We start from the raw sequence: 23,342 nt of genomic DNA on the forward strand, positions 1-23,342 counted from the left end.
TGATGGTATAATCGGGTTATGTGGTATAGTACTACTTGTGTATTACCGAAAAGGTTTTCGGAAAAAGTGACATCAACTGTTGTAACCGCAATCATAATTTACTTCAAGAAAGTGAGAATCTACCATGAATCAGAAGAGACTTTTTAATGATGGATGGCAGTTTGCGAAAAGTAAGCTGGATGTTACGGAACCTGCGGGTCTGGTATATGAACCTGTGGAGCTTCCCCATGATTGGCTGATATATAATACGCTTGAACTGTATGAAGACAGCATTGGATGGTACCGCAAGACGTTCCATTACACGAAGGATGAGCAGCAGCTTTTGCTTTGTTTTGATGGCGTATACATGGACTCTTCGGTGTATGTGAACGGGCAGTTGGTTGGGGAGTGGAAGTATGGCTATTCTGCTTTTGAACATGAGATCACGAATGCTCTGGTGGAAGGCGACAATGAGATTGTGGTCAAAGTAGTGCATCAGAGCCCGAACAGCAGATGGTATTCCGGGGCCGGAATCTATCGCCATGTGTGGCTGAAGACGAGAGACCGCAACCATATCGTTACGGATGGGATCTATGTATCCATTAATCAGCAGCCGAATGGCTGGCAGGTGGAAGTAGATACGGAGCTGAACCTGGAACAGAATCAGCAGGCAGAGCTGGTGCATACGATCTTGTATGAAGGTCAGGTGGTGGCATCCAGCCAAGCGAATGTTGCGGCTTCGGTGGTTGAAAAAGCGGTTGCAGCGACAGATAGCCAACAGCTTATGGTTGTGAATCCTAACCTGTGGAGCCCGGATGAACCGCATCTGTATGAACTGGTGACGGAGCTGCGATTGATCTCGGAAGATCGGACAGTTGAATCGGTATCACAGCGCATTGGATTCCGGGATATCAAACTTGATGCCAATGAAGGGTTCCACCTGAACGGAGTTAAGATGAAGCTGAACGGCGTGTGTGAACACCATGATCTTGGGGCGTTGGGAGCTGCGTTTAACCTGACAGCATTGCGTAGAAGATTCGTTTTGCTCAAAGAAATGGGCGTTAACGCCATCCGTACCGCGCATAATATGCCTGCCAAAGAGTTCATGGAACTTGCAGATGAGATGGGTATGCTGGTTGTGTCTGAAGCCTTCGATATGTGGGAACGTGCCAAAACGCCATACGACTATGCGAGATTTTTCCCGGAGTGGGTGCATACCGATGTGAAGAGTTGGGTGAAGCGCGACCGTAACCATGCCAGCCTGATCATGTGGAGTATCGGGAACGAAATCTATGATACCCATGCGGATGAGCGTGGACAGGAAGTAACCCGGATGCTGATGGATTATGTGCTGGAATTTGATCCAAAAGGTAATGCTGGCGTGACGATTGGTTCGAACTACATGCCATGGGAAAATGCACAAAAATGCGCAGATATCGTGAAGCTGGCAGGTTACAACTACGCGGAAAAATATTACGACAAACATCATGAAGAACATCCAGATTGGATCATCTATGGTAGTGAAACGTCTTCTGTGGTACAGAGTCGTGGTATCTATCACTTCCCATTCGAACAGCCGATTCTGGCAGATGATGATGAGCAGTGCTCGGCTTTGGGTAACAGTACGACGAGCTGGGGCGCGAAGTCGGCAGAATACTGCATCTTGGCAGAGCGGGATACACCGTATTCGCTGGGGCAGTTCCTGTGGACTGGATTCGATTATATCGGAGAACCGACGCCGTATCATACGAAGAATTCGTATTTTGGACAGCTGGATACAGCAACGTTCCCGAAAGACTCCTACTATATCTACCAAGCGGCTTGGACGGATTATAAGAAAAGTCCGATGGTTCACTTGTTCCCTTACTGGGATTTCAGCCCGGGTCAGATCATTGATGTACGCGTGTGCAGCAACGCACCTAAGATTGAGCTGCAACTCAACGGTAAAACCATTGGCACCTACGATATCGATCATGCTAATGGAACACAGCTGTCAGGCTGGTGGAAAGTGCCGTACGAAGAGGGCGAGCTAAAAGCGATCGCTTACGATGAGAACGGGCAGATCATTGCAACCGATGTGCAAAGATCCTATACGGATGCGAAGAAAATTCGTCTGCAGGCGGATCGGGAGCAGTTGCAAGCGAATGGCACAGACCTGATTTTTGTAGAAATTGATGTGGAAGATGAAGCGGGTAATCCGGTGCACAATGCGAATAACCGCGTGCAAGTTCAGGTGACGGGTGCAGGTCGATTGCTCGGTCTGGATAACGGGGACAGCACGGACTATGATCCATACAAAGGATTGAGCAGAAGACTGTTCAGCGGCAAACTGATGGCGATCATCGGAGCGACAAATGAACCTGGAACGGTGCGGATTGAAGTTTCTTCCGAAGGATTGGAAGAGGCTGTAGCTGAGTTTGAATCGCGTATTGTGGATGCGGAACTGGTTAATGAGAAACAAGTGAAAGCTGTCTTCATGAACAATGAAGAACGTCCGGTGCTTACGGGGAATGCTCAAGAGATTCCTTTGCGGAAAATTGAGATCATCAGTAAAGCAGGACAGTTGCTCGATCCGTCCAACCCGGAGCTGGTCGTAACCGCCAAGCTGTATCCGGAGAACACTTCTTACCGAGATATCGAGTGGGCCGTTGTGAACGATGCGGGGATCGAGTCCAACATTTCCAAAGTGGAAGCTGTTGAAGTAGAAACGGGCGACAACGGTGAGCATCAACATGCGGTGAAGGTATCGGCTATAGGTGACGGGGAGTTCCGGCTTCGCGCAACCAGTACCAACGGTACGGATAAAACGAAACTCATCTCCCAGCTGGAGTTCAAGGCGGAAGGTCTCGGCACAGCCTACAAAGATCCATACGGCTTCATCACGGGCGGACTGTACGATTACACCAAAGGTGAGGTTGGTAACGGCAATGAGCGCGGGGTAGCGACAAGTCGGGATGGAGAGACGCACGTAGGCTTCCGTAATATTGACTTCGGACCGTACGGCTCCGATACCATAACGATTCCTATTTTCACGCTGTCCACTGAGGACTACTTCATTCAGATCTGGGAAGGTATGCCGGATGAAGAGGGAAGCACGATGATCGCAGATGTGGTGTATGACAAAGAGTCCATCTGGAATGTGTACCAGGAAGAGACATACCAATTGTCCAAACGCCTTAGCGGGATCACTTCGATCTGTTTTGTGCTGAAGCAGAAGATTCATATTAAAGGCTTCTCCTTCGAACGTCAGAGTCGGGCCTTCGAGCAGAATGCGGCTGCATCCTGTGATCATCTCTATGGAGATACGTTTAAAATTGAGGGTGACCGTGTTGAAGGCATCGGGAACAATGTATCGTTGGAGTTTGAAAATATGGACTTTACGGCAGAAGGCACATCGAAGCTTGTGATCTATGGTCATTCACCGATTGATAAGAATACGATTCATATTCGCTTCGCAGGTGCGGACGGACAGAGTAACCAGTTGGTTGAGTTTACGCAGTCAAGTGGATATGAAGAGCGGGTGTTTGAACTTGAACAGGTGAAAGGTGAGCAGAAAGTAAGCTTTATCTTCCTGCCAGGCAGTCAGTTTGACTTCGGCTGGTTCCGATTCGAGAAATAGAGTACAGATCAATCCCCTTCAAGTAAAAGGTGTTCGTTCAGAACATGTGGTTACTTGAAGGGGATTTTTTAATATTGTGTATCGCTGATGCAAGAAAACGGAGCGCTCATGCCTTCTTCTATGGAGAAAAAATGTTGCAGAAGTTATTGTTCCATTTTACGTTGTAATGAAGAAATCCCCTCGGGTCTACGGTGTTGATCGCATGTCATTATGCGATCTTTTTTCACTGTAACCAGGAGGGGATATGGTAGGCCAACTTTTGGTTTAGAGCTGAACTGCTGTTTTCTTACTTTCTTTACGTTTCTTAGCGTATTCTGCTGTAGCGGTAAACAAGACATCCGAGGATGAATTCAGTGACGTTTCAAAAGAGTCTTGCAACACTCCGATGATGAAGCCAACCCCAACGACTTGCATCGCAACATCATTCGATATACCGAACAAGCTGCATGCCATAGGAATAAGAAGAAGAGAGCCACCTGCCACACCCGAGGCGCCTGTAGCGGCTACAGCGGACAACACGCTGAGAATTAACGCTGTTCCAAAATCCACTTGAATGCCCATCGTATGAACGGCTGCAAGGGATAAGACCGATATGGTAACGGCTGCCCCCGCCATATTAATCGTAGCGCCCAACGGGATGGATACCGAATACGTATCCTTGTCCAAGCCTAACTTTTCACACAATCTCATATTGACTGGAATGTTCGCCGCAGAACTTCGTGTAAAGAATGCCGTAATCCCGCTTTCTCTTAAGCACTGCAAGACGAGGGGGTATGGATTCTTACGAATGTTCAGATACACGATGAGCGGATTGACAACAAGCGCCGTAAACAACATGCATCCAACAAGAACGGAAAGTAATTTGCCGTATCCCAACAAAGACGAGAGTCCGCTTGTTGTAATGGAGTCAAAAATAAGACCCATAATCCCGAACGGTGCAAACTGGATTACCCATTTCACAATCTTCGATACAGCTTCCGAGAATTGAGTAATCAGGTTTTTGGTGTTATCACTGGAGCTTTTGAGAGCAACACCAAGCAGTACCGCCCAAGCCAGAATACCAATATAGTTAGCGTTCATCAGTGCACTTACCGGATTATCTACCAACTTCAATAACAAGCTCTTCAAGACCTCTACAATGCCATCAGGTGGAGTCAATTCTTGCACGCCCGATACCAAAGTCAATGTCACCGGAAATAGGTAACTTGCCGCAACAGCGAGTAGCCCAGCCAGAAAGGTACTCATAACGTAAAGGACGATAATCCTTTTCATATTGGTTTGAACACCTTTTCGATGGTTGGATATAGCGGCCATCACCAAAAGTAACACTAAGATTGGAGCAACCGCCTTTAATGCTGAGACAAATAAGGAACCAAAAAGTGCAATTCCTGTTGCACCGGGCACGATTAGGGCCAAGACAATCCCCAAGACAATTCCTAGTAAAATTCGTTTAATAAGACTCATTCGGTTCCATTTCGTTAATGCCGTTCTCATCCATATTCCTCCGAGTTTCAATATAAAATCTTATCAAGCAACGCATCGGCGCTGTACTGGAGCATAGCGTTAGTTTATCACGGAATTTGTCTCTTGTGTGGTCTGGTAATATTTGTATTATAGATCATCCCATCCCCCGCTGTCCTTTTGCCTTCTCCATCATGTATACCTTTGTTCATATGCTGATGTTTAGTCTCTATTATGTATTTTTCGCCTCAGAACAGTTCAGTTCCGCGGTAACTCAGGGGGACAGCGTTTTCTTGAATGGGAATATGCAGCGAGTGGTGGAGATGGGGATGAGTTTGACCATGGTAGTAGCGTTGTTTGTAGTATTCCAAGGCTGGAGCTATTGGACGACAAAAAGGAAGTTAAGCTCCGCTTCATAAGGGTATTCAGCTTCCCCCATAATTAGACAATGGAGCCATGCTGGCAAGACAAAGGACAACTATAGCAGGACTCTTGTCTTTTTTATTGGGCTTCCCTCATAGTTATTCGCACACTCTCCGAATGTGCTAAGGACATAGTATAGGGCATATATACTGTGTGCCTTGGCCTAAGGAGATGACCATTTTGAAGTATCTGAACAAGAGGACAGCCACCCTCAACAAATTAAGGCCCAGTCGTTCTACGTTGAAATGCAGAAAAAAACACTTGGGAAAACGAAAGAAATGCCATATTATCCGTAGATCTTATCGGCGAAAGCGCTGTTCACTGAAGCGTCCATTAAGATCACAGAAAATGGCCCGTGACAAAAAAGTCATTGCATTACCGAGAGGGGGAGGCAGCAACCCGGTATGCTATGAGCCGGCCCCCCAGCTCGCTCCGTTGAGACAGCACGAATTGGAGACTGTGAGTCTCCCTGGAACACAAGGTGTGGCAGGTGCCCAGGGCCCTGCCGGATCTCACGGTGAGCCGGGTCAAGCGGGGCTTCCTGGAGCGCAAGGCCCTGCAGGACCTCACGGCGGACCGGGTCAACCCGGAGTTCCGGGAGCGCAGGGTCCCGCTGGTCCTCAGGGTGAACCGGGTCTACCCGGAGTTCCCGGAGCGCAGGGTCCTGCAGGTGCTCAAGGCGAACCGGGTCAACCGGGAGTTCCCGGAGCGCAAGGCCCGGCAGGCCCTCAAGGTGAGCCGGGTCAACCGGGAACTCCCGGAGCGCAGGGTCCTGCTGGTCCTCAAGGTGAGCAAGGTCCGCCGGGCACCGTACCCGGAATTGAAATCATTCCTACGGCAAACCGTTACTTCTATTTTCCGGACACCGATCTGGATTTGTCGGCCTCGGTTATCATTCCTGCCACAGCATTCACAAATGACGATGGCGGCAGCATAACCGAATTTGCCGGGGTTGGACTTACCAGTTTCAACAATCTTTATATAAACGGGATCGTCCAACCAGGAAACTCATACAGTGTAAGTGCGGAGAGGTTGTTTTTTTCGTCACAAAATGGTGTGATCTTTGCAGGGACACCTATTACTGTAGAGGTGATTATAATAACAACCAATATCATAAATGGTTAAAATTGGTTTTAGTTGCTGGTTCCTTTGCCTTCACTCCTATCAAAACTACTACATATACTATGTTAGGTAGGAGGTGAGAGACATGCCACTTGTGACACCATTTCAGAACAGTTTAAGATTTGCTGCAACCATTGGTGATGGGACCGGCACTGGAGCAACGTTTGCCATTGCTGCGACTGATTTTACAAACGACGCTGGTGTAGCTGCAACCGCATTTCCAGGCAGCTACAACTACTACAATCTTTATATTAATGGCCTTATGCAAACAGCAGATACATCCTCGGCTACGACGACTACAATTACCATTCCCGGTGGAGATGCATTAAATGCAGGCACTCCAATTGTCGTACAATTTGTAGTGTCTTAAAGAAGATCTAATCAGGCTGTATCGTTATCTTGTGCGACTTCTATCTGTGATAGAAGTCGTTCTTTTTGTACAAGATACCCAGTCGACTCAACGGCATTCATCCATGCATTAATGTGCAAAAATAGTTACCCAAGGATGTTGCCCAACGACCGGATAACCTCTGAGGAAATGATCCTTCCGTTTGATTCCAATCTTCCTTCTTACTTGTTAAAATTTAGTTAGATAAACTACGGTCAGGTTGGCGGTGATAGGAAATGCAGCGAATCGAGGTACATCCCGATCTATTGGAGGAAAAGGCCCGGTTGGTCCAGCAGAAGAAACAGGAACTGGAGCGAATGGTCTGGGAATTGGAAAAATCCATCTATATGTTGCAATCCGATTGGTCCGGTGTGACAGGAGAGCGTTTCTTCTGGGATTTTATGCAGGTGAAAGAAGTGTTCCCAACTACACTCGGGCTGTTGGACGAAATCCAGAAAGAGTTTACGTTTATCGCAATGAACTTCAGAACAACGGACGGCTCAGGTGAAGTTGCGCTGTATATTCCAGAGGAACTAAAGCGGAATTTCGCTGTAGGGCTGCTTGATAAATCAGTAGGAGAAACAATATCAGGAATGGGTCAGACGGCAGAAGCTTTCTTCTCTAACCCGTTCAGTACATTAAGCAGTGTGGCATATGCGATGACAGTGGGAAAAGTTGTGGACGTTGGGCGAGGTATTCAGTTTGCATGGGACACCGCCTGGGGCACGGGTACGGCGAGATCTGACATAGAGCAATTTGTGGAAGAGCAGAAGAAACAGATCGATGAGAGTGGTGCAGGGTATTACGGTGGAGCGATGACTGGGCAGGCTTTGGCGTATGTTTTGTTTGGCAGAGCTTTTCGTTCGAAGGACGACATTGGGTCGGGCGGAGGCAAGAAAGAATCAGAGGGAATTAGCAGTTTAACTAATGACTCAAGGTTAAGAATGGAAGGCAAGAAAACAATATACGCTAATCAATTCGGTAACGAGGTATCTTGGACCAAACAAGGTTCTAAAGATATAGATGCTATTATTGAGAAGAATTTAAAAAGCTCAAAAGCTGGTGATGTTCTAGAGGGCCAAGTAGCACAGACTGTAAAAGGTACAGGAAGATTACAGGGTACTGGAATACAGTTGAAATTGCAAGATGATACAATAGCAGGGGATATTGACGTGTTAACAGATTCACATCTTATTGAAGTGAAAAAGTCTTTAAGTGCAGTAAGTAAAAAACAATTTGATAAATTGACCGATCCACTAAATGAGAAATACTTTAACTACGATAATAAGGAAATCATATATTATATTGAAGATATTACTGTAAATAATAGAACCCAGGAAAATCTAGTTAAAATGATTCAGAATAAAGGAATAAAAATAATAAGTTCTGCTAACGAATTAGAGGAGGTCTTGAAGAAGTGAGTTCTTTGATTTTTTTGAAAAAGATAAAAAACTATTCCCCTGAAAAAGCCATTGAGGATTTTAAGAAAGCAGCGCAAAAAGCGAACATGTTTTGTATTTTGATAAAAGATAAATACCGTGATGATCTCTTCATATCCGCTGAAGGAACACTATCAGAAGTTGATGAATTGACTTTTAAAAACATGGATAATAAGGACAACTTAAAGTACTTTACATTTAATGTTAATCAAGTAGAGGAAGACTCAATTGATAGTTTCACTTGGCTTACTCAAAGCGAAAATTATTTCTGGGCTTTAGATATTGAAAATATAAATCATGAGTACAAGTTTATCTTTAGATTTGTTGTAGAGTATTTTAAAGATAATGGCGAGGATTATTTATGGTTTGATGATGCCGAGTGGTATTACACAGCTGATGATATTTTAAAATTAAGTCAGATGCCATATGATCCGAACTGGTGCAGTGAAAAGGTTATATGAGTTGTAGGTATCTATAATTAATCTTAGAAGGAAAAAAATTAGGCACTTCTACCAGACCACAAGTAGAGGTGCTTTTTCCTATGAAATCAAAACAACTAATGAAATCTTCCACAGGTTGGTCGATAATATAGAAGAAGTAATTTTTAGCGCACCCTATACATAGAGAAATATCCACAACCATCCTAACCCACACGAGGTACATTCATGAAACAAGGTATATATGAACAGCTTATCAACACCATCACCAGACAGGAGATTTCGGCGCTGGACCCGGATGTGTATAACATTGGGATCGAGAAATTGGATGCAGAGGAAGCGCGCAAGCTGCTGTCCACGTATCTGGCAGCGGTGACCCGGCGAGCGCTCAAGATTGTGCGGGAACAGACGGAAGATAAGACAGCAGTGTTGGCGCAGATTCGAACGTGTAATGAGATTATTGCTACCCTGAAAGGCACACTGGGGGAAGAAGAATACAACGAATTGCAACTGGATGAGCAGGGGGAAGTGCTGACCCATGTGTATTCCAAGCTGAACAGCATTCGTGCGGTCCGGGATACCAAAATCGTTCGTCCAGACACGCCGATCTCCCAAAGCTCTTTGTTCACAGGTGCCAAGTCCGAGCCGAGTATGTTATTGGAGTTGCAAAAGGAGATCGTGACCGCCGATCGGATCGATTGGCTGGTGTCATTTATCAAGTTCAGCGGGCTTCGCCTGCTGCTGGAACAGCTTCAGCAATTCACGGCGGGCGGCGGGAAGCTGCGGATCATCACGACCACCTATATGGAGGCAACCGACCTCAAGGCCATTACTGAACTCAGCAAATTACCTAACACAGAAATCCAGATTTCCTATGATACCAAAGTGACTCGGCTACACGCCAAAACGTACATTTTTCACCGCGATACTGGATTCACTACAGCCTATGTCGGCTCTTCTAACCTATCCAACCCGGCGCTGACCAGTGGTATGGAGTGGAACCTCAAGGTGACGGAGAAGGATTCACTCGATGTGCTGCGCAAGATTGAAGCGACCTTCGAGAGTTACTGGAATGACCGTGAATTTACGCGGTATGTAGCTGAGGATGAAGGCCATGAGGCACAGTTGAAGGCGGCTCTGAATCGCAAAAAAGATCAGTCCAACCACTTTCACCTCGACATCCAGCCTTACGATTATCAAAAAGAAGTACTTGAACAGCTTCACGCCGAGCGTACGCTGTATGGACGAACCCGTAATCTGATCGTCGCCGCCACAGGCGTTGGCAAAACTGTCATCTCTGCCTTCGACTACAAACGGTTCCGTGCAAGCCATGCGGGAGCCAAGCTGCTTTTTGTCGCCCATCGGGAAGAAATCTTAAAGCAAAGCCGGGACACGTTCCGGTATATCCTGAAGGATATGAACTTTGGTGAGTTGCATGTCGGGAATCATCGAGCAGAGGCGCTGGACCACTTGTTTGTTAGTATTCAAAGTCTTAACTCCATGAAGCTGACGGAGATCACCAGTCCAAACTATTACGATTACATTATTGTGGATGAATTCCATCATGCGGCTGCTCCTTCATACCAGAAGCTGTTATCCCATTACGAACCGAAGATTTTGCTGGGACTCACCGCGACGCCTGAACGGATGGATGGTAAAGACATTACCGCCTACTTCGATCATACGATTGCCGCCGAGATCCGTCTGACTGATGCGATTGATCGGAAGCTGCTCAGCCCGTTTCAATATTTTGGCGTCACCGATACCGTTGATCTTTCCCAGGTGAAGTGGTCGCGTAAAGGCTACGACTTGAACGAACTGGAGAAGCTCTATACTCATAACAAAATCCGTGCCAACCAGATCATCCAAAGTCTGAACAAATACGTAACCGATCTGGACGATGTGAAGGGGCTTGGGTTCTGTGTAGGGGTGGATCATGCGATGTATATGGCAAAAATATTTAACGAAGCCGGCATTCCATCCATGGCCCTGCATGGCGGGTCGAGCGAACAGGAACGTCATACTGCGAAAGGACAGCTGGTGAACGGGGAACTGCGCATGATCTTTGTCGTTGATCTGTACAATGAGGGCGTGGATATCCCTGAGGTGAACACCATCCTGTTCCTGCGTCCTACTGAGAGTCTGACCGTATTCCTGCAACAGTTGGGACGTGGACTAAGGATGGCGGATGGCAAAGAGTGCCTGACCGTGCTCGACTTCATCGGGCAAGCGCATCAGGAGTACAGGTTCCAGGATAAGTTCCGTGCTCTGATCGGCGCCACTAAACATTCCATCTCGTACTACGTCGAGAACGGCTTCTCGAACCTGCCTCGTGGCACGTTCATTCAATTGGAAAAACAAGCGAAGGAATATATTATGCGCAACCTCAAGCAGATGAGTCGTAATCGCAGAGCGTTGATCCAGAAGCTGCAAACGTTCCAGCAAGACACCGGACTGCCACTGACCTTGGCTCATTTTGTAGAGCATCACGGGATGTCACTGGTTGAATTGTATGGTGGACGTACGGGGAGAAGGTATTTCCGCGGTATATTGGCCGAAGCCGGATTAACAGCACCCATCGAAGATGAACACGAGGAGTATATCCGCCGACTACCGTCTGTGCTGACGATTAACTCCCGAAGCTGGCTGACGTTCCTGATCGACTTTATTGAAAAAGGCCAAGAACCGACTACCGCCGATGAACAGCGCATGTTGATTATGTTCTATTAGACCTTCCATCGGGCTGCGCCTGAGAAACTAGGACTGAGCAGCATCGAAGAGGGTGTGCAGCGTGTGCTGTCTTGTGAAGCATTCCGAGCAGAGCTTGTGGATATTTTCAAATATAATTTGGCTCATCTGCGATTTGTGGATAAAAGCAATTCATTCCCATACACTTGTCCACTGGATATCCACTGTATGTACTCCATCGACCAAGTGCTTGCCGCCTTCGGCTACTGGAACGCTGAGCAATCTCCCGCCTTCCGTGAAGGTGTGAAGTATTTTGCCGACGAACAGACGGATATCTTCTTCATAACGTTGAACAAGTCGGACAAAGATTTTTCTCCATCTACGCTGTATGAGGATTATGCGATCAACGAGCGTCTATTCCACTGGCAGACACAGAGCCGGGTGTCGGAGCATACGGCTACCGCGCAGCGGTATATCCATCATCGAGAGACGGGCAATCGGATCGCGTTGTTCGTAAGGGAGTATAAGGAGGAGCATGGATATACGTCTACATTTGTCTTTCTGGGCGAAGCAGACTATGTGAGTCATGAAGGGAACAAACCGATGAGCTTTGTATGGCGACTGCGGGAAGAGATGCCTGCGAAGATGGTGGCGGTGGCGAATAAGTGTATTGTTTGAAAAGTGTAATATTTAAAAGATGAGTTGCAGTTTCAATATAATTGATACTCAAAAATAACATTAGTGGGTAGAAAGGAAAGACTATATGAATATTTTTGGATTTTTATTAGAGAGCAAAGAGTTATTGTTTTATATGTTGATTTGTTTGTTATTTATTAAAGTATTAGTGATCCCAGTATATTCTAGAATAAAAGTTAGATTAAGCCTAACTAACAATGCAAAGTTATATTTCAAAATATTAAAATTTATACGTAATATAATTCTTTCAATAGTTATCGTTATGTTAATAGCTCTTCAACAAAAGTATAAGATCATAAGTGTAGGTAATGAGGAGAGCTATTTATCTTTAGTTATTGGTGTTTTGACGTTATATGGGATTCTGTATGCTTTCTTTCAGTTTACGATAGGTTATGCACTTCAAAATAAATATGATAAATTTTGGGGTAGGAGTATGACAAAAACACTCTTCTTGAAGCGTCTGGGTTTCAATATATTTACATCGACAGTTTTTAAAATCCTTATACTTTATGCATCGGTTTATCCATTTTTAGAAAAGAAAGCTATTGAAAGTTTAACTGGTACAAGTATATATAATGAAGTTATACAGGCTTCATGGGAGATATGTTTATTATTAATTTTTTCGCTATATTTAAATATTTTCTTGAGAACGCTTGGAAATATGAAGGCATTATTTAATATGCAAGAAAGCCGAAGGATGAACTTATATATTTTAATCAAGGATGAGATTTCAGAAGAGTATAGAGAATCTTTTGAGTATTCATTTAGTAAAAACAGCAATTTTTTGCTTAACAGCATTTTTGCAGAGTTGAAGACCATCCCTAAAGAGGAACAGAAAGATATGTTAATGTATGTAATCAATGAAATTTTCTTTTCAATAGATCCATCTAAACCAAACAAAAAAATCAGTAAATTTTTTTCAATTTGTAAACATGATGAGTTTAATTATAAACCGTACTTTATATATAATTTTTTTAAAATGCTATATAAAAAAATTGAGGAAACGAAAATAGATTTGAGTCTTAGTGATTTATTGAAAATTTGGAACCTTCAGGCTATTGCTATTAATAATTCTCTCATAATCGAGAAGGATAAGGGGAAATACGAAAAGATTTATAATGTATTCTCTACATACTGTGATGATAAATCATATTCTGAAAATTATTTTACATTGCCCTTGGAGATAAAGAAAAAAGTTTTGTCTTACAATGATGTTGAAATAGTGCACGATTGGATTACACGAAGAGAATTGTACGATTATGCTCTAGATTTATTTAGTAATACAACAAAAATATCAAATGAATTCGAGACGTTTTTTTCAAATAGTTATGAAAAGTATTTGAGGGAGTTACTAGGACTATACAATAAATTCGTTGATAGCATAAAGAATAATGAGTACTCTCACTTTTGGGGGGCTATCAGTTCTAGTTACAACAGTGAATTTATGGATAAACAAACAAGTGAAATAATCATTGATTATATGATTAATTTGGAGTGTACTGAACAAAATAAAAAATATGTTCTGTTTTTGACGAGAAAAATGAAATTGAAATATAAGGTAACTTTGGTTTTTTATCATATGTTATACACTGGTCCTTCGTGGGAATGGAGAAATGAGATTGTTTTTTTCAGGCGAATTGTTCAGCCTGAGTGGAATAGTGAGACAATCTATAGTAAAGCTATATTGGACTACGTTTGTCATAGGATCAGTAAGAGTAACATTGGTCACAGAATAGAGAAAGACTTAATAATATGGATTAGTCGACATATTAATATATCTAGATTAAACGAAAAAATAATAGAAAGATGTCTGGCGGAAAGCCATCTTTCACCTATAAAGTTTCTCAAATTTATATATATATTATCAGAAAGAAACTCTTATCCTATTGGTTTTTACGATTTTGATTTTATGCAAGTTAAGAATATGAATTACAGAAGGTGGGAAATGAATTTTCTAAGTGATATAGTTAGTTCACCCCGGTTATTAAAAGAAGAATTTTTTGCAAGTCACTTGATTTATTTTTGCAGAAATATATCTTATACAACTGAAGAGTATATTTATGAGGATGATTATAGAGTTTTCTTTTGTAACATTCATTTTAATTTATCAGAGAAGGATTTTTATACCTTATTCTATAATGAGCGCCCTGGGAAAGGAATTGTAGAATATTTGATTTTAAAGTTGCCCGAGATCACATATGGGTATTTAATGTCTGGAGTTCTATCTTCTTATTACGCAAATTGGGTAAGAAATATTATCCAAAAGGAGAATAAATCAATCCAGGAATATGTTGAAGATTTAGTGACGAAAACTAATGAATGTTCATTTAAAATTATATCGGTTATAGATAAAGAAAATATTGTTAGGAAAATACGTCTTTTACTTGACAAGTAACTCTGAAATTTTTGTGGAACTCGCGTCAACATGGATGAGGTGATTAAAGCTAGTTATTCGAATATATGGCAACAGACAAAGATACTTCTCATTAAATTGCCCTCATTTATAAGAACAGCCAAGTCTTGTAATCCCGGACTAAGCAGATTCTGTGAGACACGAGGGAACAGGTGACTCAACCCATACAACTAAAAAACATAGATTACCATCTAATCGAATATGACACAATGTTCTTGTCCCGCGATAACTTAACTCAAGTAGACAGCCGGCAATTTAGCCTTTAGTCGCTCGTCTACTTGAGTTATCAATACAGGCCTTTACTTTTAGTAGCATAAAAGAGAGCATAAAAAACACTTACAATAGCAAATTATGACACTACGGGACAATAATCCGATCCATTTATCGGTTAAGTGACATAATATTTATCTCATGTTCATTTGAAAATGTTTGTCCAATAAAACTGTACCGCATTTAACATAGGATATTGTTGATAGAGATTACTTTTGATACTGTCGGCTCCAAATTCCAGGACAGGTTTAACACTTTCATCTATAGTCACCCGTAACACACATTGTTCCTTGTCCAATTCAATTGAGTTAGTATGAGCAGCAATTACATCCCCCACCAGATTTCCCCAAACTCCCTTTAATTCATCATCTAATGGTTGAGCAGTTACAATCCCAAAACGCTTGGGATCAATGGACTCTAAAATTCTTCGTGTTTCAGCGTCAGTGCTTCCACTGATCTGAAGTATATATTCTTTAGTTGCTTGTTTGATTTCCTCTTTTAGTCGTTCATAATCCATAGCGCTATTATACCGGATGCGGATTAACGGAAGTCCGCTTACTTGGAAAATTGAATTTTTTTTAATTGCATTTGATTTTTGTGGTTCCCTATCCTGGTATTCGCTGTCCTTTTCAAAAGTAAGAATAGGTAGGTAGGAAGTTGTATCAATTATTGCAAAGTCTACATGAGCTTTAAAAAGATAGTCTAAGTAATCTGCACTAATATAATCTCGAATTTTTTCAACTTCAATAATCGTTTTTAAGTCCATATTAGGGAAAACAAAATGTTGCGGAAATAATTCTAGCAGTACCCGATATAGATTAATCTCCGATTCATGATAAAAGATCGGTCGATACATAATTGCTTGATTGTTTCGAATGATTTGGCGTTCCAATTTAGGGTTTACATAACTTGCGACATTGTCGCGAATCGGTTCTTCTAGCCTCCACCCTTGTTCTGGATGGTTATAAATAAGTTCTAATTTTTGAAGATGAGATAAGTGTTTTTGCAGATAAGGGCCCTTGAAGCTGGATACCGTTTCTATGTCTTTTGCTGTGACTTTATCTAGGTATTCTAATTTATATAAGGCAAAACAAATACTTTTTTGTTGTTTATCGGTCTGCTTAAAATAATTGTCGATTTGTCGTTTAGGTCTTTCTTTTTCTTTTTTTATGATTTCAATAGTTTTATTTATATTATTTTCATAAATTTCTTCCGATGGGTCTAATTTTGCAGCAAGCTCAAAATACTGTAATGCCTTTTCAAAATTTTTATCTTTATCTCTATAAATAACAGCAAGATTATTTAAAGTAGAATGGTTATTTGGTTTATCTAATAGTAGTGCTTCGTACAATTTCTTTGCTTCCGCGTGTAAATTTGCAGTACTTAGACTGTAGGCTAGTTTAAAAAGGTTGTCCTTTACCTCCTCATCTGAAAAAAATGAGTGTTGGTAAGCTAATGCAATTAATGAGTATGCATTGCTTTCGAACCATTGGACTAAATTAATTTCAGTACAGATACGACTAAAGTATTCGTTTTTGTATGCAGGTGATGTACTTCCATGTATAACTTTTGAAAATGATGTGAGATCTGTCTGTTTTGGTTTCCAAATCATTAACACGTCAGAGAAAACCTTTGATAATGCTGCTCCATGTACTTTGCAAAACGTTTTGTTAACTTGGCTTAAAATATAGCCGCATCTGTCAACTAAATTAGAGAAATCTAATTTTTCTTCCGCTACGCCTATAATGATTGATATATATTGAATTACCAGATAACTTACATGGGTAAGGCGTTTCGTTTTTTTGTAATCACTATAAAATGTCTTTACCTTATCATAGTGAGAAAGATTATATGGTGTTGCCATAAGGAACTCGCGGACCATCCATTCAGCAAGGGTAATCCAAAAAGTTGTTTCTTGTTCTGGGGTCATAGTATCTTTCCATTGACCATGTGTAGAAATTAACATGTCCAGAAAAACTGCGTCATTAATGTATCCCATGCAGCTGAAACTGTGAAACCAGTTTAATACTGTCCCAAGAGATAGAACTTGTTCGTCAGAAAGTCCTGATGAAACATGCTGAATACAAAAATAATTTGTAATTAGGGTAGAACTTGATAACCAAATTTTTTTTGTCTTTTCTAGATCTTTTTGAAAAAATGAAGAAGATGTTAATTGAGGAAACAATTTTTGGTAAATCATCTCCCCTAACGAATAATCTTTAATTTCTAAACTTGAAAAAGTCATAAATTCTATAAGGCTCATATAGTCTCTAAAATCACTCTTTTTTAAAGTACTTATATCTATTTCAATTACTTCACTTAAAATATTTTCAAGTGTCGTTTTTAAATTGTTAGATTTATTATTTTTACGGTATTTTTGGACTTCTTCCGTTAATCGTTCATTAAGACTATTAAGATAATTCAGCATGTCCTCCATTTTTCCCCCTTCAATTGTTCCTAATATTTGTATCATATCAAAAGGAGAATAGCATTGCGATGCATCCATTTTGTTCTTTAATTAGAATAAACGGACCTAGGTCATCTTGAGAAATACCTACAGGTATGATGTCGTTGAATGTACTTTTGATTAGGAATGGATTGTCTTAGAGAAGTATTGTAATTTACAGTGGAAATATGTAGATTTCTTATGAATAATGATTCTATGAGCCTTTTTCTCAGCGGATAATAGAATCCATTAGAGCTACAGGAATAACTATAAGTGAGGAGGGGGACAGATATGAGAAGTGAAGAAGTGTATAGCTCAAGTATTAATAGTGGAAATTGTAATTTTTTGGATTATAATTGGTTTTATATTGATTTTGCTTGCTGTGACTAACCCAAGCAAAGAAGATTTCGTTGAGTGGGTCGTAAACTCTTCAATAGAAGAGTCAGATAATGAATGGGTTAGTGCAGGTATCAATTTGTTTGGGAGCCCAGTTATAAATGGTGTTACTACGCAACAAGATCTAATATTTGTTTCTATTTTTAAAATGGAGCTTGGAACAGAAAAAACTTCTACATTGGCTTTCGGAAAACGCTTCTTTATTAGACTTCCTTAATTCTGAAGAAATGAAATTACTGCTATACAGCTAATTGGATAGGAGAATAAAACGATGAAGTATTTACTAGTCATAATGTTGATCATTGTAATTACAGGCTGTGATTCTAGTACCGGTCTGAATAACAAAGAAAATACTATAACTACTGAGTCAAGTACATATAAGAGTGTTGAAAATGAGAGAAGCAATGAAGTGTGGACCACATATCATAACAACAGATTCGGCTTCAGTATTAGTTATCACGTTTTCAAAGGTATAGAATATTCAGTGTCACAATCGTTGAAATATCAAAGTTTAAAACTCGATAGCGGAGTAAAGGCAGATATGTGGGTTGTTTATGAGGATGGAATGGTTTTACTGGAGTTACCCTGTATGTCTGATGATGAAATTGAGTACAACTACTACGTTAAAGTATCAAAGGATTTTTTTGATGAAAATGAAAAAACTATACTTCGTATTGCTAAAAGTATGAAAGCCATTTAAAAGGTATATCGGTTATATTTTTATAAGTTCTAAGGAGAATAAGTGATTGAATGAAACAATATGGCTCGCTATTGGTGTTGTTACATTATCAGTTGTTGCTGGACTATTACAGCCTTCTAAAAAGAAAAAAAGAAAAAAGTCCAACCCACGGAAGAAACAGACTACTAAAAACCCGTGAGTAGCGGATTTAATCGTGCCTCCTCTACGTGCAGATCAGACGAAGTGATTCTAACTTTACCACTAGATAAAATGACCGGAGCAGAGTTCGAACGTTTACTTACACTCTATTTTAGAGACAACGGTTATACCGTAAAAGAAGTTGGCGTTGGGAGTAAAGATGGAGGAGTAGATCTGGTTATTACGGATAAGCGCGGTGAAAAAACAGCAGTCCAAGCCAAATGTTATGCCGATTATAATAAGGTGCAAGTAATGACGGTTCGTGAGCTGGTAGGTGCGAAAAGGAATCATGACTGTATTTTGTCTCTAATCGTGACGACATCTGATCTTACGGGTCCAGCAAGAAAAGAAGCAGATCAATTCAAAGTGGATTATTGGCACGGTGGTTTAGTAGACAGCAAGCTACGCAGTTGGGGGAAATGGACGCCTTCCAATAGAAAAGTAAAAACTACTATGACCAAGAAAGAGCAATCTTTATCTAAAACCGTATCTAATATCAAGTGCAGTTGTGGGGCTGCAATGGTTAAACGTAAGAATAAAGCTGGGGCGGAATTTTGGGGATGTAGTAGCTACCCTACTTGTAGAAAAACGAAAGCTATCTGAGTGACCTCACTAAAATGACGGATTTAACAAAGGCAAAGCAGCTTGTAAGCCGCCTTGCCTTTGTTTTTTTATATGCTCAAGATCACTTTAATATCTCACGTATCACATTTTTGGTTAGTTGAATACTGTCAGGGGAGGCGTCTCTCAACATGGCTACAATCTCCTGTATAACTACTTCTGATTCTGTGAAATGAATGTCCTCATCAACATAAGCAAAAAGCTGCATTAAGTTCACTTCAAGTGACTCAGCGATCTTTGCGAGGTTTACCAAAGAAACATTCTTTTCTCCGCGTTCGATCTGTCCTATGTATGAAAAATGAAATCCACCTTTTTCTCCGAGGGATTCCTGTGAATACCCTCTTTCTTTGCGTAGTGCACGAATTCTGGCTCCGACCAGCTTCAAAACTTCTCTGTCCTCGTTCATGGTATTCACCTCTCTATGTTCAAAAGTGTAGACAAGTTTCCTTAAGGTAAACACCAAACGAAGAATACAAATAATTTATTTGATTACTATATGTATCAATTTATTGTATAATACTGGTATTAACTCTTTGGAGGGATGACAATGGCAAGAAATTGGTCCATAACCGAAGCGCATTGTAATCACCAAGTAGATTTTACCCCACGTTTGCAAGACCATGATATCTCCACACAACCTAGGTCCAAACACATTCCTGCTTACCACATGCTATGTACCACAATAACGGCCTATCACCAACATGCTAAGTATCATCTCAGACTTGCCGTCATCATGCGTAATCACAATCAGCTTAAAGCCTGTCTAATTCTATGTGATTGGGCTCTAGCCTCCATGATTAAGGCGCTTTATATCCATAAGTATCATTCAGTTCATCCACCCAAAGAACTCACCATGAATGAAATCTTGCCTTTAGTGCATACGGAGACTGAACCCGGACTAGATATTGCCTTGTTCATCGGCACGATGCAACATATGTCATCTTTGGAGGATTGTCCACACGATCAACCACTAAAACTAAACAACATCGAAAGTCTTATTCAACGAACGAAAGAGATATTGGATGATCTATCTGCACGTTTGATGAAGGATTCATCAGAGTAAGATGTTTTTTTAATTGATCATTTGGGTTAAATGTTTGATTTATCTATGTTACGCTTACAAGATGATATCATCCAAATAAAGGATATATGATGCAGAGAATACAAAGGATGCTCTTTGCTTTGCGTCTGGAAAGTAGGTGTACATTTTGAAAAGAGTGATTGCTATCGCGTTTTTTATATTATCTATATTGGAATTGGTTACATTAATCCTAATTGGTAAAAGCATGATGACTGGATACATGGAACCGAGTACGTTTAGAGGGATAATTTCATTCCCACTAGGCGCTACGTACCTCTCGATCTGGATGTTCTTTTCACGGCAAGAGTTTACCGGAGGACGAGTCGCGGCACAGATCAGTTTTACAGCGGCATTGTTAACGGCGTGCCCGTTGGTGTGTTTGTTAATTATTTTCTATTAAATCAAGAGATTAAGAAGATTTCCTTTGAATTAGGACCTATGAAGTACGTTGTTGGAAATATTGTTATGGTGAGAAAGGAAATATTAGGATGTTAGAAGGATGTATATACATCAAGCTTCTGCTAACATGGTATAATCCTATTTCAAACGCGGAGAATGATATGAGTACAATTAAGGTGACACCAGAGCAACTGTTGTATGTATCCAGACAGATCGAGCAGGGTAGGCAGCAGTTGGAGGGTATACGTAATGACCTGACCGCACGGATCGGATTCATCCAGTCTCAGTGGGCGGGAGCAACGCAGGAACGATTTTTCTATGATTATCAGCAGTCACGTCCAGTATTGGACCGAGCACTGGAAAGTATGGTTAAGTCATCCCAAGATCTGTTCGCGATTGCCGAGAGATTCGAACAAGCAGATCAGGAACAGGTGAGCTTGGGAGCCGTTGCTGGACAGATTGCTGTCCATACAATGATGAACCATAATATAAGTAACACAGAAGAACAACGACGAATGGTATATAACCCTTTGTTTGGAGTTAACATGCCTGCCAGTGAAGCAGAGGATGGGATGCCAGGGCAAAAGGAGTTTGTTAAGTATTGGGAACAGGGTGGTACCTATGAGGAAATGAGGGCTGGGCCTAAGCAACCGGTGTCTAGTGGGGGGGATATATATGATGAACAGATCAGCGCATTTAAGGAAGGTCATCATCCCGTAACTGGAGAATCCATACCTGCATGGCAAGCAGCAGTTTCTATTGGAGGTTTACAGACTGCTAAGCTCGTGTTGGCTTTTACAGGAACGTATAATAGGGGCTATAAGGTTCCAAATGGTGGATTGAAGTTCTCGAAGTCTAAACCTGAAGTGCCATCTGGAGGTTATCCCTCAACTTCTGGTAACGTCATGAAGAGTTCTAACGGAGGGAAATGGGGAGCACAAGATGTGCACCAGTATACTCAATACAAACAAACTCTTCTAAAAAAAGATGTGATGTCCAATTCGGAAGTTATCATCAGAGGCGAGAATCTATGGGATGAAAAGGCTAGAAAAATGTTAACAAGCAATGGTAGTAGAATAGAGGATTGGGCGAAAATGACATCAAAGCAACAATATGAGACTCCCTATGGAAAAGGAGAAATCCACTTCTACCAAAATCAAAAAACTGGAGAGCTAAGCACTTTTGACTTGAAGTTGAAAGTATCCAAACCTAGGAAGCTTAGAGAGAACGAAGATGACTTGTTTTGGATCATTGATCTAGATGGTAACTTTAACATAACTGGAGTGAGATGATGAGAGTACAATTTAAAGATAAATCGGAGATGCAAATAGATATATCTATTGATAAAAAATATACCGTATTTGAAATAGAGTCTACCGTGTCTGGAGAGACGTATTATAGAATTGAAAATGATGCTAATCGGATTCTTCCTTATGATGCGACACTATTTAATGTGGTCTCAGACAAACTGAATAATGATTGGACTGTATTAAATAAGCCTAATCAATCATCTACTAGACTGCCCGAGGAGATTGCGTATTTAACCTTTTGGGAAGATTTCTACAATGATGAACCCAAAGCGCTACGTGCATTCAAGCAAGTCAAATCCAGAGTATACTTAGAAGAATTAGAAGCTTCAGAGATAACAAATATTCTGGAGAGTGACAATCAAGATGAGATTCATTTTGTCCTGAATGCATTAATAAAAGCTAAATGTGGAACTTATACGAAGCAAGTAATTCGGTTTGCAAAAACAAAGCTGGGTGATGATCTTTATTCAGAAGATGATATTTTATGGACTGCATTCAAATATTTGAGTTTATTTCAAGAGGAAGATATTAACGACTTCTTTGTGTACTACCTGACCAACATCGAGCTAGGGAATGATGATTTAACCGAAATTGCCAGTAATTACTTCGCATCATAATAGGAGTGGTGGATGGACGATCCATGTAAGTCCTATAACCAAAAATCAAAATTTAGTTATTGAGCCGGCTGATATATCCATCTACAATACCGAATTATTGTCACATTGGGATTACATGAAAAGATTATATGATGTAAGAAGGTTTGGCTATGGACTGCATGGAAATGATTTTAATTGATTTTAACAAAAACAATCTGGATCGATTCATTAAGAATGATTTGAACATTCAGGCGAAACGGATCAAAAGTTCTCATTTTTATGAAAACCATAGTGAGAGCGATATTGAATTTCAGCAAATAGAGAGCTTTGAAAAGATTCTTTCTCCTAAGGGATCAGGGAATCTTTTATTGTCTGAGCTTAGCTTGGGTCATACCCTTAACGACGTGATGATTGTATTTTCATTCGATGAGGAATTTGGAGATATTGTAATTAATTTTCCTGAAGAGGAATTGTTCAGCGGAGAAAATTCAGAGACAACGTTAAAAGCTCAGAAGTTAATAGAGTATATTCTTGATATTAAGAAGAAGTATGCAATTGAGAAGGTTAGAATCGGATATGAACCAGCTATGGATGATGACACTTGCTTGGTCGAAATTAATAAAGAAACAATGGATACGAATTCGATCGTTGCAAAACTATTGGGATAGAATTCTTCTGATC

17 protein-coding genes and 1 pseudogene are annotated in these 23,342 nt (G+C 41.1%); 15 read left to right on the forward strand and 3 right to left on the reverse strand.

Annotation, left to right across the window (positions count from 1 at the left end; genetic code table 11):
- Nucleotides 1-124 precede the first annotated feature (124 nt).
- Entirely contained in the window at nt 125-3,598 is a 3,474-nt protein-coding gene (locus MKY66_RS04970) for a glycoside hydrolase family 2 (protein WP_076213341.1), read from the forward strand.
- Between the two features lie 264 nt (nt 3,599-3,862).
- Here MKY66_RS04970 and sstT read toward each other — a convergent pair whose 3' ends face one another.
- The gene (gene sstT, locus MKY66_RS04975; RefSeq protein WP_076213344.1) at nt 3,863-5,092 is read right to left on the reverse strand and encodes a serine/threonine transporter SstT; all 1,230 of its coding nucleotides are present in this window, start codon (nt 5,090-5,092) and stop codon (nt 3,863-3,865) included.
- Nucleotides 5,093-5,830: 738 nt separating this feature from the next.
- Between sstT and MKY66_RS04980 the strand changes: the two genes are divergently transcribed.
- The 6 genes and pseudogenes from MKY66_RS04980 (at nt 5,831) to MKY66_RS05005 (ending at nt 14,647) form a co-directional block, all read left to right on the forward strand.
- On the forward strand, nt 5,831-6,607 hold the full coding sequence (locus MKY66_RS04980; protein ID WP_218639203.1) for a DUF4183 domain-containing protein: 777 nt from the start codon (nt 5,831-5,833) through the stop codon (nt 6,605-6,607).
- Between the two features lie 82 nt (nt 6,608-6,689).
- Nucleotides 6,690-6,974 (forward strand): DUF4183 domain-containing protein, encoded by a 285-nt coding sequence (locus tag MKY66_RS04985; RefSeq protein WP_076213346.1) that lies wholly within the window; start codon nt 6,690-6,692, stop codon nt 6,972-6,974.
- Nucleotides 6,975-7,228: 254 nt separating this feature from the next.
- The gene (locus MKY66_RS04990; protein WP_076213348.1) at nt 7,229-8,413 is read left to right on the forward strand and encodes a WXG100 family type VII secretion target; all 1,185 of its coding nucleotides are present in this window, start codon (nt 7,229-7,231) and stop codon (nt 8,411-8,413) included.
- The gene (locus MKY66_RS04995; RefSeq protein ID WP_076213357.1) at nt 8,410-8,892 is read left to right on the forward strand and encodes a hypothetical protein; all 483 of its coding nucleotides are present in this window, start codon (nt 8,410-8,412) and stop codon (nt 8,890-8,892) included. The genes MKY66_RS04990 and MKY66_RS04995 overlap by 4 nt, the downstream gene beginning before the upstream one ends.
- A 204-nt stretch (nt 8,893-9,096) precedes the next feature.
- A pseudogene (locus tag MKY66_RS05000) lies at nt 9,097-12,234 on the forward strand (DUF3427 domain-containing protein).
- A gap of 85 nt (nt 12,235-12,319) precedes the next feature.
- A complete protein-coding gene (locus tag MKY66_RS05005; protein ID WP_076213360.1) occupies nt 12,320-14,647 on the forward strand; it encodes a hypothetical protein in 2,328 nt (775 codons plus the stop codon).
- A 433-nt stretch (nt 14,648-15,080) separates the two neighbouring features.
- On the opposite strand, the gene MKY66_RS05010 is transcribed toward MKY66_RS05005, so the two are convergent.
- Entirely contained in the window at nt 15,081-17,408 is a 2,328-nt protein-coding gene (locus MKY66_RS05010) for a DUF2726 domain-containing protein (RefSeq protein WP_339806964.1), read from the reverse strand.
- 301 nt (nt 17,409-17,709) lie between these two features.
- Between MKY66_RS05010 and MKY66_RS05015 the strand changes: the two genes are divergently transcribed.
- From MKY66_RS05015 to MKY66_RS05025, 3 genes are all read left to right on the forward strand, one after another.
- Nucleotides 17,710-17,994 carry a hypothetical protein gene (locus MKY66_RS05015; RefSeq protein ID WP_339806966.1) on the forward strand — a complete coding sequence of 95 codons (285 nt, stop codon included), beginning with the start codon at nt 17,710-17,712 and terminating at the stop codon, nt 17,992-17,994.
- 54 nt (nt 17,995-18,048) lie between these two features.
- Nucleotides 18,049-18,477, forward strand: coding sequence for a hypothetical protein (locus MKY66_RS05020; protein ID WP_076213386.1), 429 nt, complete (start codon nt 18,049-18,051; stop codon nt 18,475-18,477).
- A 249-nt stretch (nt 18,478-18,726) separates the two neighbouring features.
- Complete coding sequence (locus MKY66_RS05025; RefSeq protein WP_339806968.1) at nt 18,727-19,257, forward strand: restriction endonuclease; 531 nt, start codon at nt 18,727-18,729, stop codon at nt 19,255-19,257.
- Nucleotides 19,258-19,339: 82 nt separating this feature from the next.
- Here MKY66_RS05025 and MKY66_RS05030 read toward each other — a convergent pair whose 3' ends face one another.
- Nucleotides 19,340-19,681, reverse strand: a complete 342-nt coding sequence (locus tag MKY66_RS05030) for a helix-turn-helix transcriptional regulator (RefSeq protein ID WP_076213391.1) — start codon at nt 19,679-19,681, stop codon at nt 19,340-19,342.
- Nucleotides 19,682-19,822: 141 nt separating this feature from the next.
- Between MKY66_RS05030 and MKY66_RS05035 the strand changes: the two genes are divergently transcribed.
- From MKY66_RS05035 to MKY66_RS05055, 5 genes are all read left to right on the forward strand, one after another.
- Complete coding sequence (locus MKY66_RS05035; protein ID WP_083657214.1) at nt 19,823-20,338, forward strand: hypothetical protein; 516 nt, start codon at nt 19,823-19,825, stop codon at nt 20,336-20,338.
- Between the two features lie 187 nt (nt 20,339-20,525).
- Nucleotides 20,526-20,756, forward strand: coding sequence for a hypothetical protein (locus MKY66_RS05040; RefSeq protein ID WP_339806970.1), 231 nt, complete (start codon nt 20,526-20,528; stop codon nt 20,754-20,756).
- Nucleotides 20,757-20,916: 160 nt separating this feature from the next.
- Nucleotides 20,917-22,047 (forward strand): WXG100 family type VII secretion target, encoded by a 1,131-nt coding sequence (locus tag MKY66_RS05045; RefSeq protein WP_179088552.1) that lies wholly within the window; start codon nt 20,917-20,919, stop codon nt 22,045-22,047.
- Nucleotides 22,048-22,076: 29 nt separating this feature from the next.
- A complete protein-coding gene (locus MKY66_RS05050) occupies nt 22,077-22,682 on the forward strand; it encodes a hypothetical protein (protein WP_339806972.1) in 606 nt (201 codons plus the stop codon).
- A 149-nt stretch (nt 22,683-22,831) separates the two neighbouring features.
- Nucleotides 22,832-23,329, forward strand: a complete 498-nt coding sequence (locus MKY66_RS05055; protein WP_076213399.1) for a hypothetical protein — start codon at nt 22,832-22,834, stop codon at nt 23,327-23,329.
- Nucleotides 23,330-23,342: the final 13 nt, after the last annotated feature.

Origin of the sequence: Paenibacillus sp. FSL R5-0766 (assembly GCF_037971845.1) — a bacterium.
GTDB lineage: Bacteria > Bacillota > Bacilli > Paenibacillales > Paenibacillaceae > Paenibacillus.

What these genes read in the sequence shown, in the direction of transcription:
- MKY66_RS04970 (WP_076213341.1), top strand. Translation starts at nt 125, where the DNA reads ATGAATCAGAAGAGACTTTTTAATGATGGATGGCAGTTTGCGAAAAGT.
- sstT (WP_076213344.1), bottom strand. Translation starts at nt 5,092, where the DNA reads ATGAGAACGGCATTAACGAAATGGAACCGAATGAGTCTTATTAAACGA.
- MKY66_RS04980 (WP_218639203.1), top strand. Translation starts at nt 5,831, where the DNA reads ATGGCCCGTGACAAAAAAGTCATTGCATTACCGAGAGGGGGAGGCAGC.
- MKY66_RS04985 (WP_076213346.1), top strand. Translation starts at nt 6,690, where the DNA reads ATGCCACTTGTGACACCATTTCAGAACAGTTTAAGATTTGCTGCAACC.
- MKY66_RS04990 (WP_076213348.1), top strand. Translation starts at nt 7,229, where the DNA reads ATGCAGCGAATCGAGGTACATCCCGATCTATTGGAGGAAAAGGCCCGG.
- MKY66_RS05005 (WP_076213360.1), top strand. Translation starts at nt 12,320, where the DNA reads ATGAATATTTTTGGATTTTTATTAGAGAGCAAAGAGTTATTGTTTTAT.
- MKY66_RS05010 (WP_339806964.1), bottom strand. Translation starts at nt 17,408, where the DNA reads ATGATACAAATATTAGGAACAATTGAAGGGGGAAAAATGGAGGACATG.
- MKY66_RS05020 (WP_076213386.1), top strand. Translation starts at nt 18,049, where the DNA reads ATGAAGTATTTACTAGTCATAATGTTGATCATTGTAATTACAGGCTGT.
- MKY66_RS05025 (WP_339806968.1), top strand. Translation starts at nt 18,727, where the DNA reads ATGACCGGAGCAGAGTTCGAACGTTTACTTACACTCTATTTTAGAGAC.
- MKY66_RS05030 (WP_076213391.1), bottom strand. Translation starts at nt 19,681, where the DNA reads ATGAACGAGGACAGAGAAGTTTTGAAGCTGGTCGGAGCCAGAATTCGT.
- MKY66_RS05035 (WP_083657214.1), top strand. Translation starts at nt 19,823, where the DNA reads ATGGCAAGAAATTGGTCCATAACCGAAGCGCATTGTAATCACCAAGTA.
- MKY66_RS05045 (WP_179088552.1), top strand. Translation starts at nt 20,917, where the DNA reads ATGAGTACAATTAAGGTGACACCAGAGCAACTGTTGTATGTATCCAGA.
- MKY66_RS05050 (WP_339806972.1), top strand. Translation starts at nt 22,077, where the DNA reads ATGCAAATAGATATATCTATTGATAAAAAATATACCGTATTTGAAATA.
- MKY66_RS05055 (WP_076213399.1), top strand. Translation starts at nt 22,832, where the DNA reads ATGGACTGCATGGAAATGATTTTAATTGATTTTAACAAAAACAATCTG.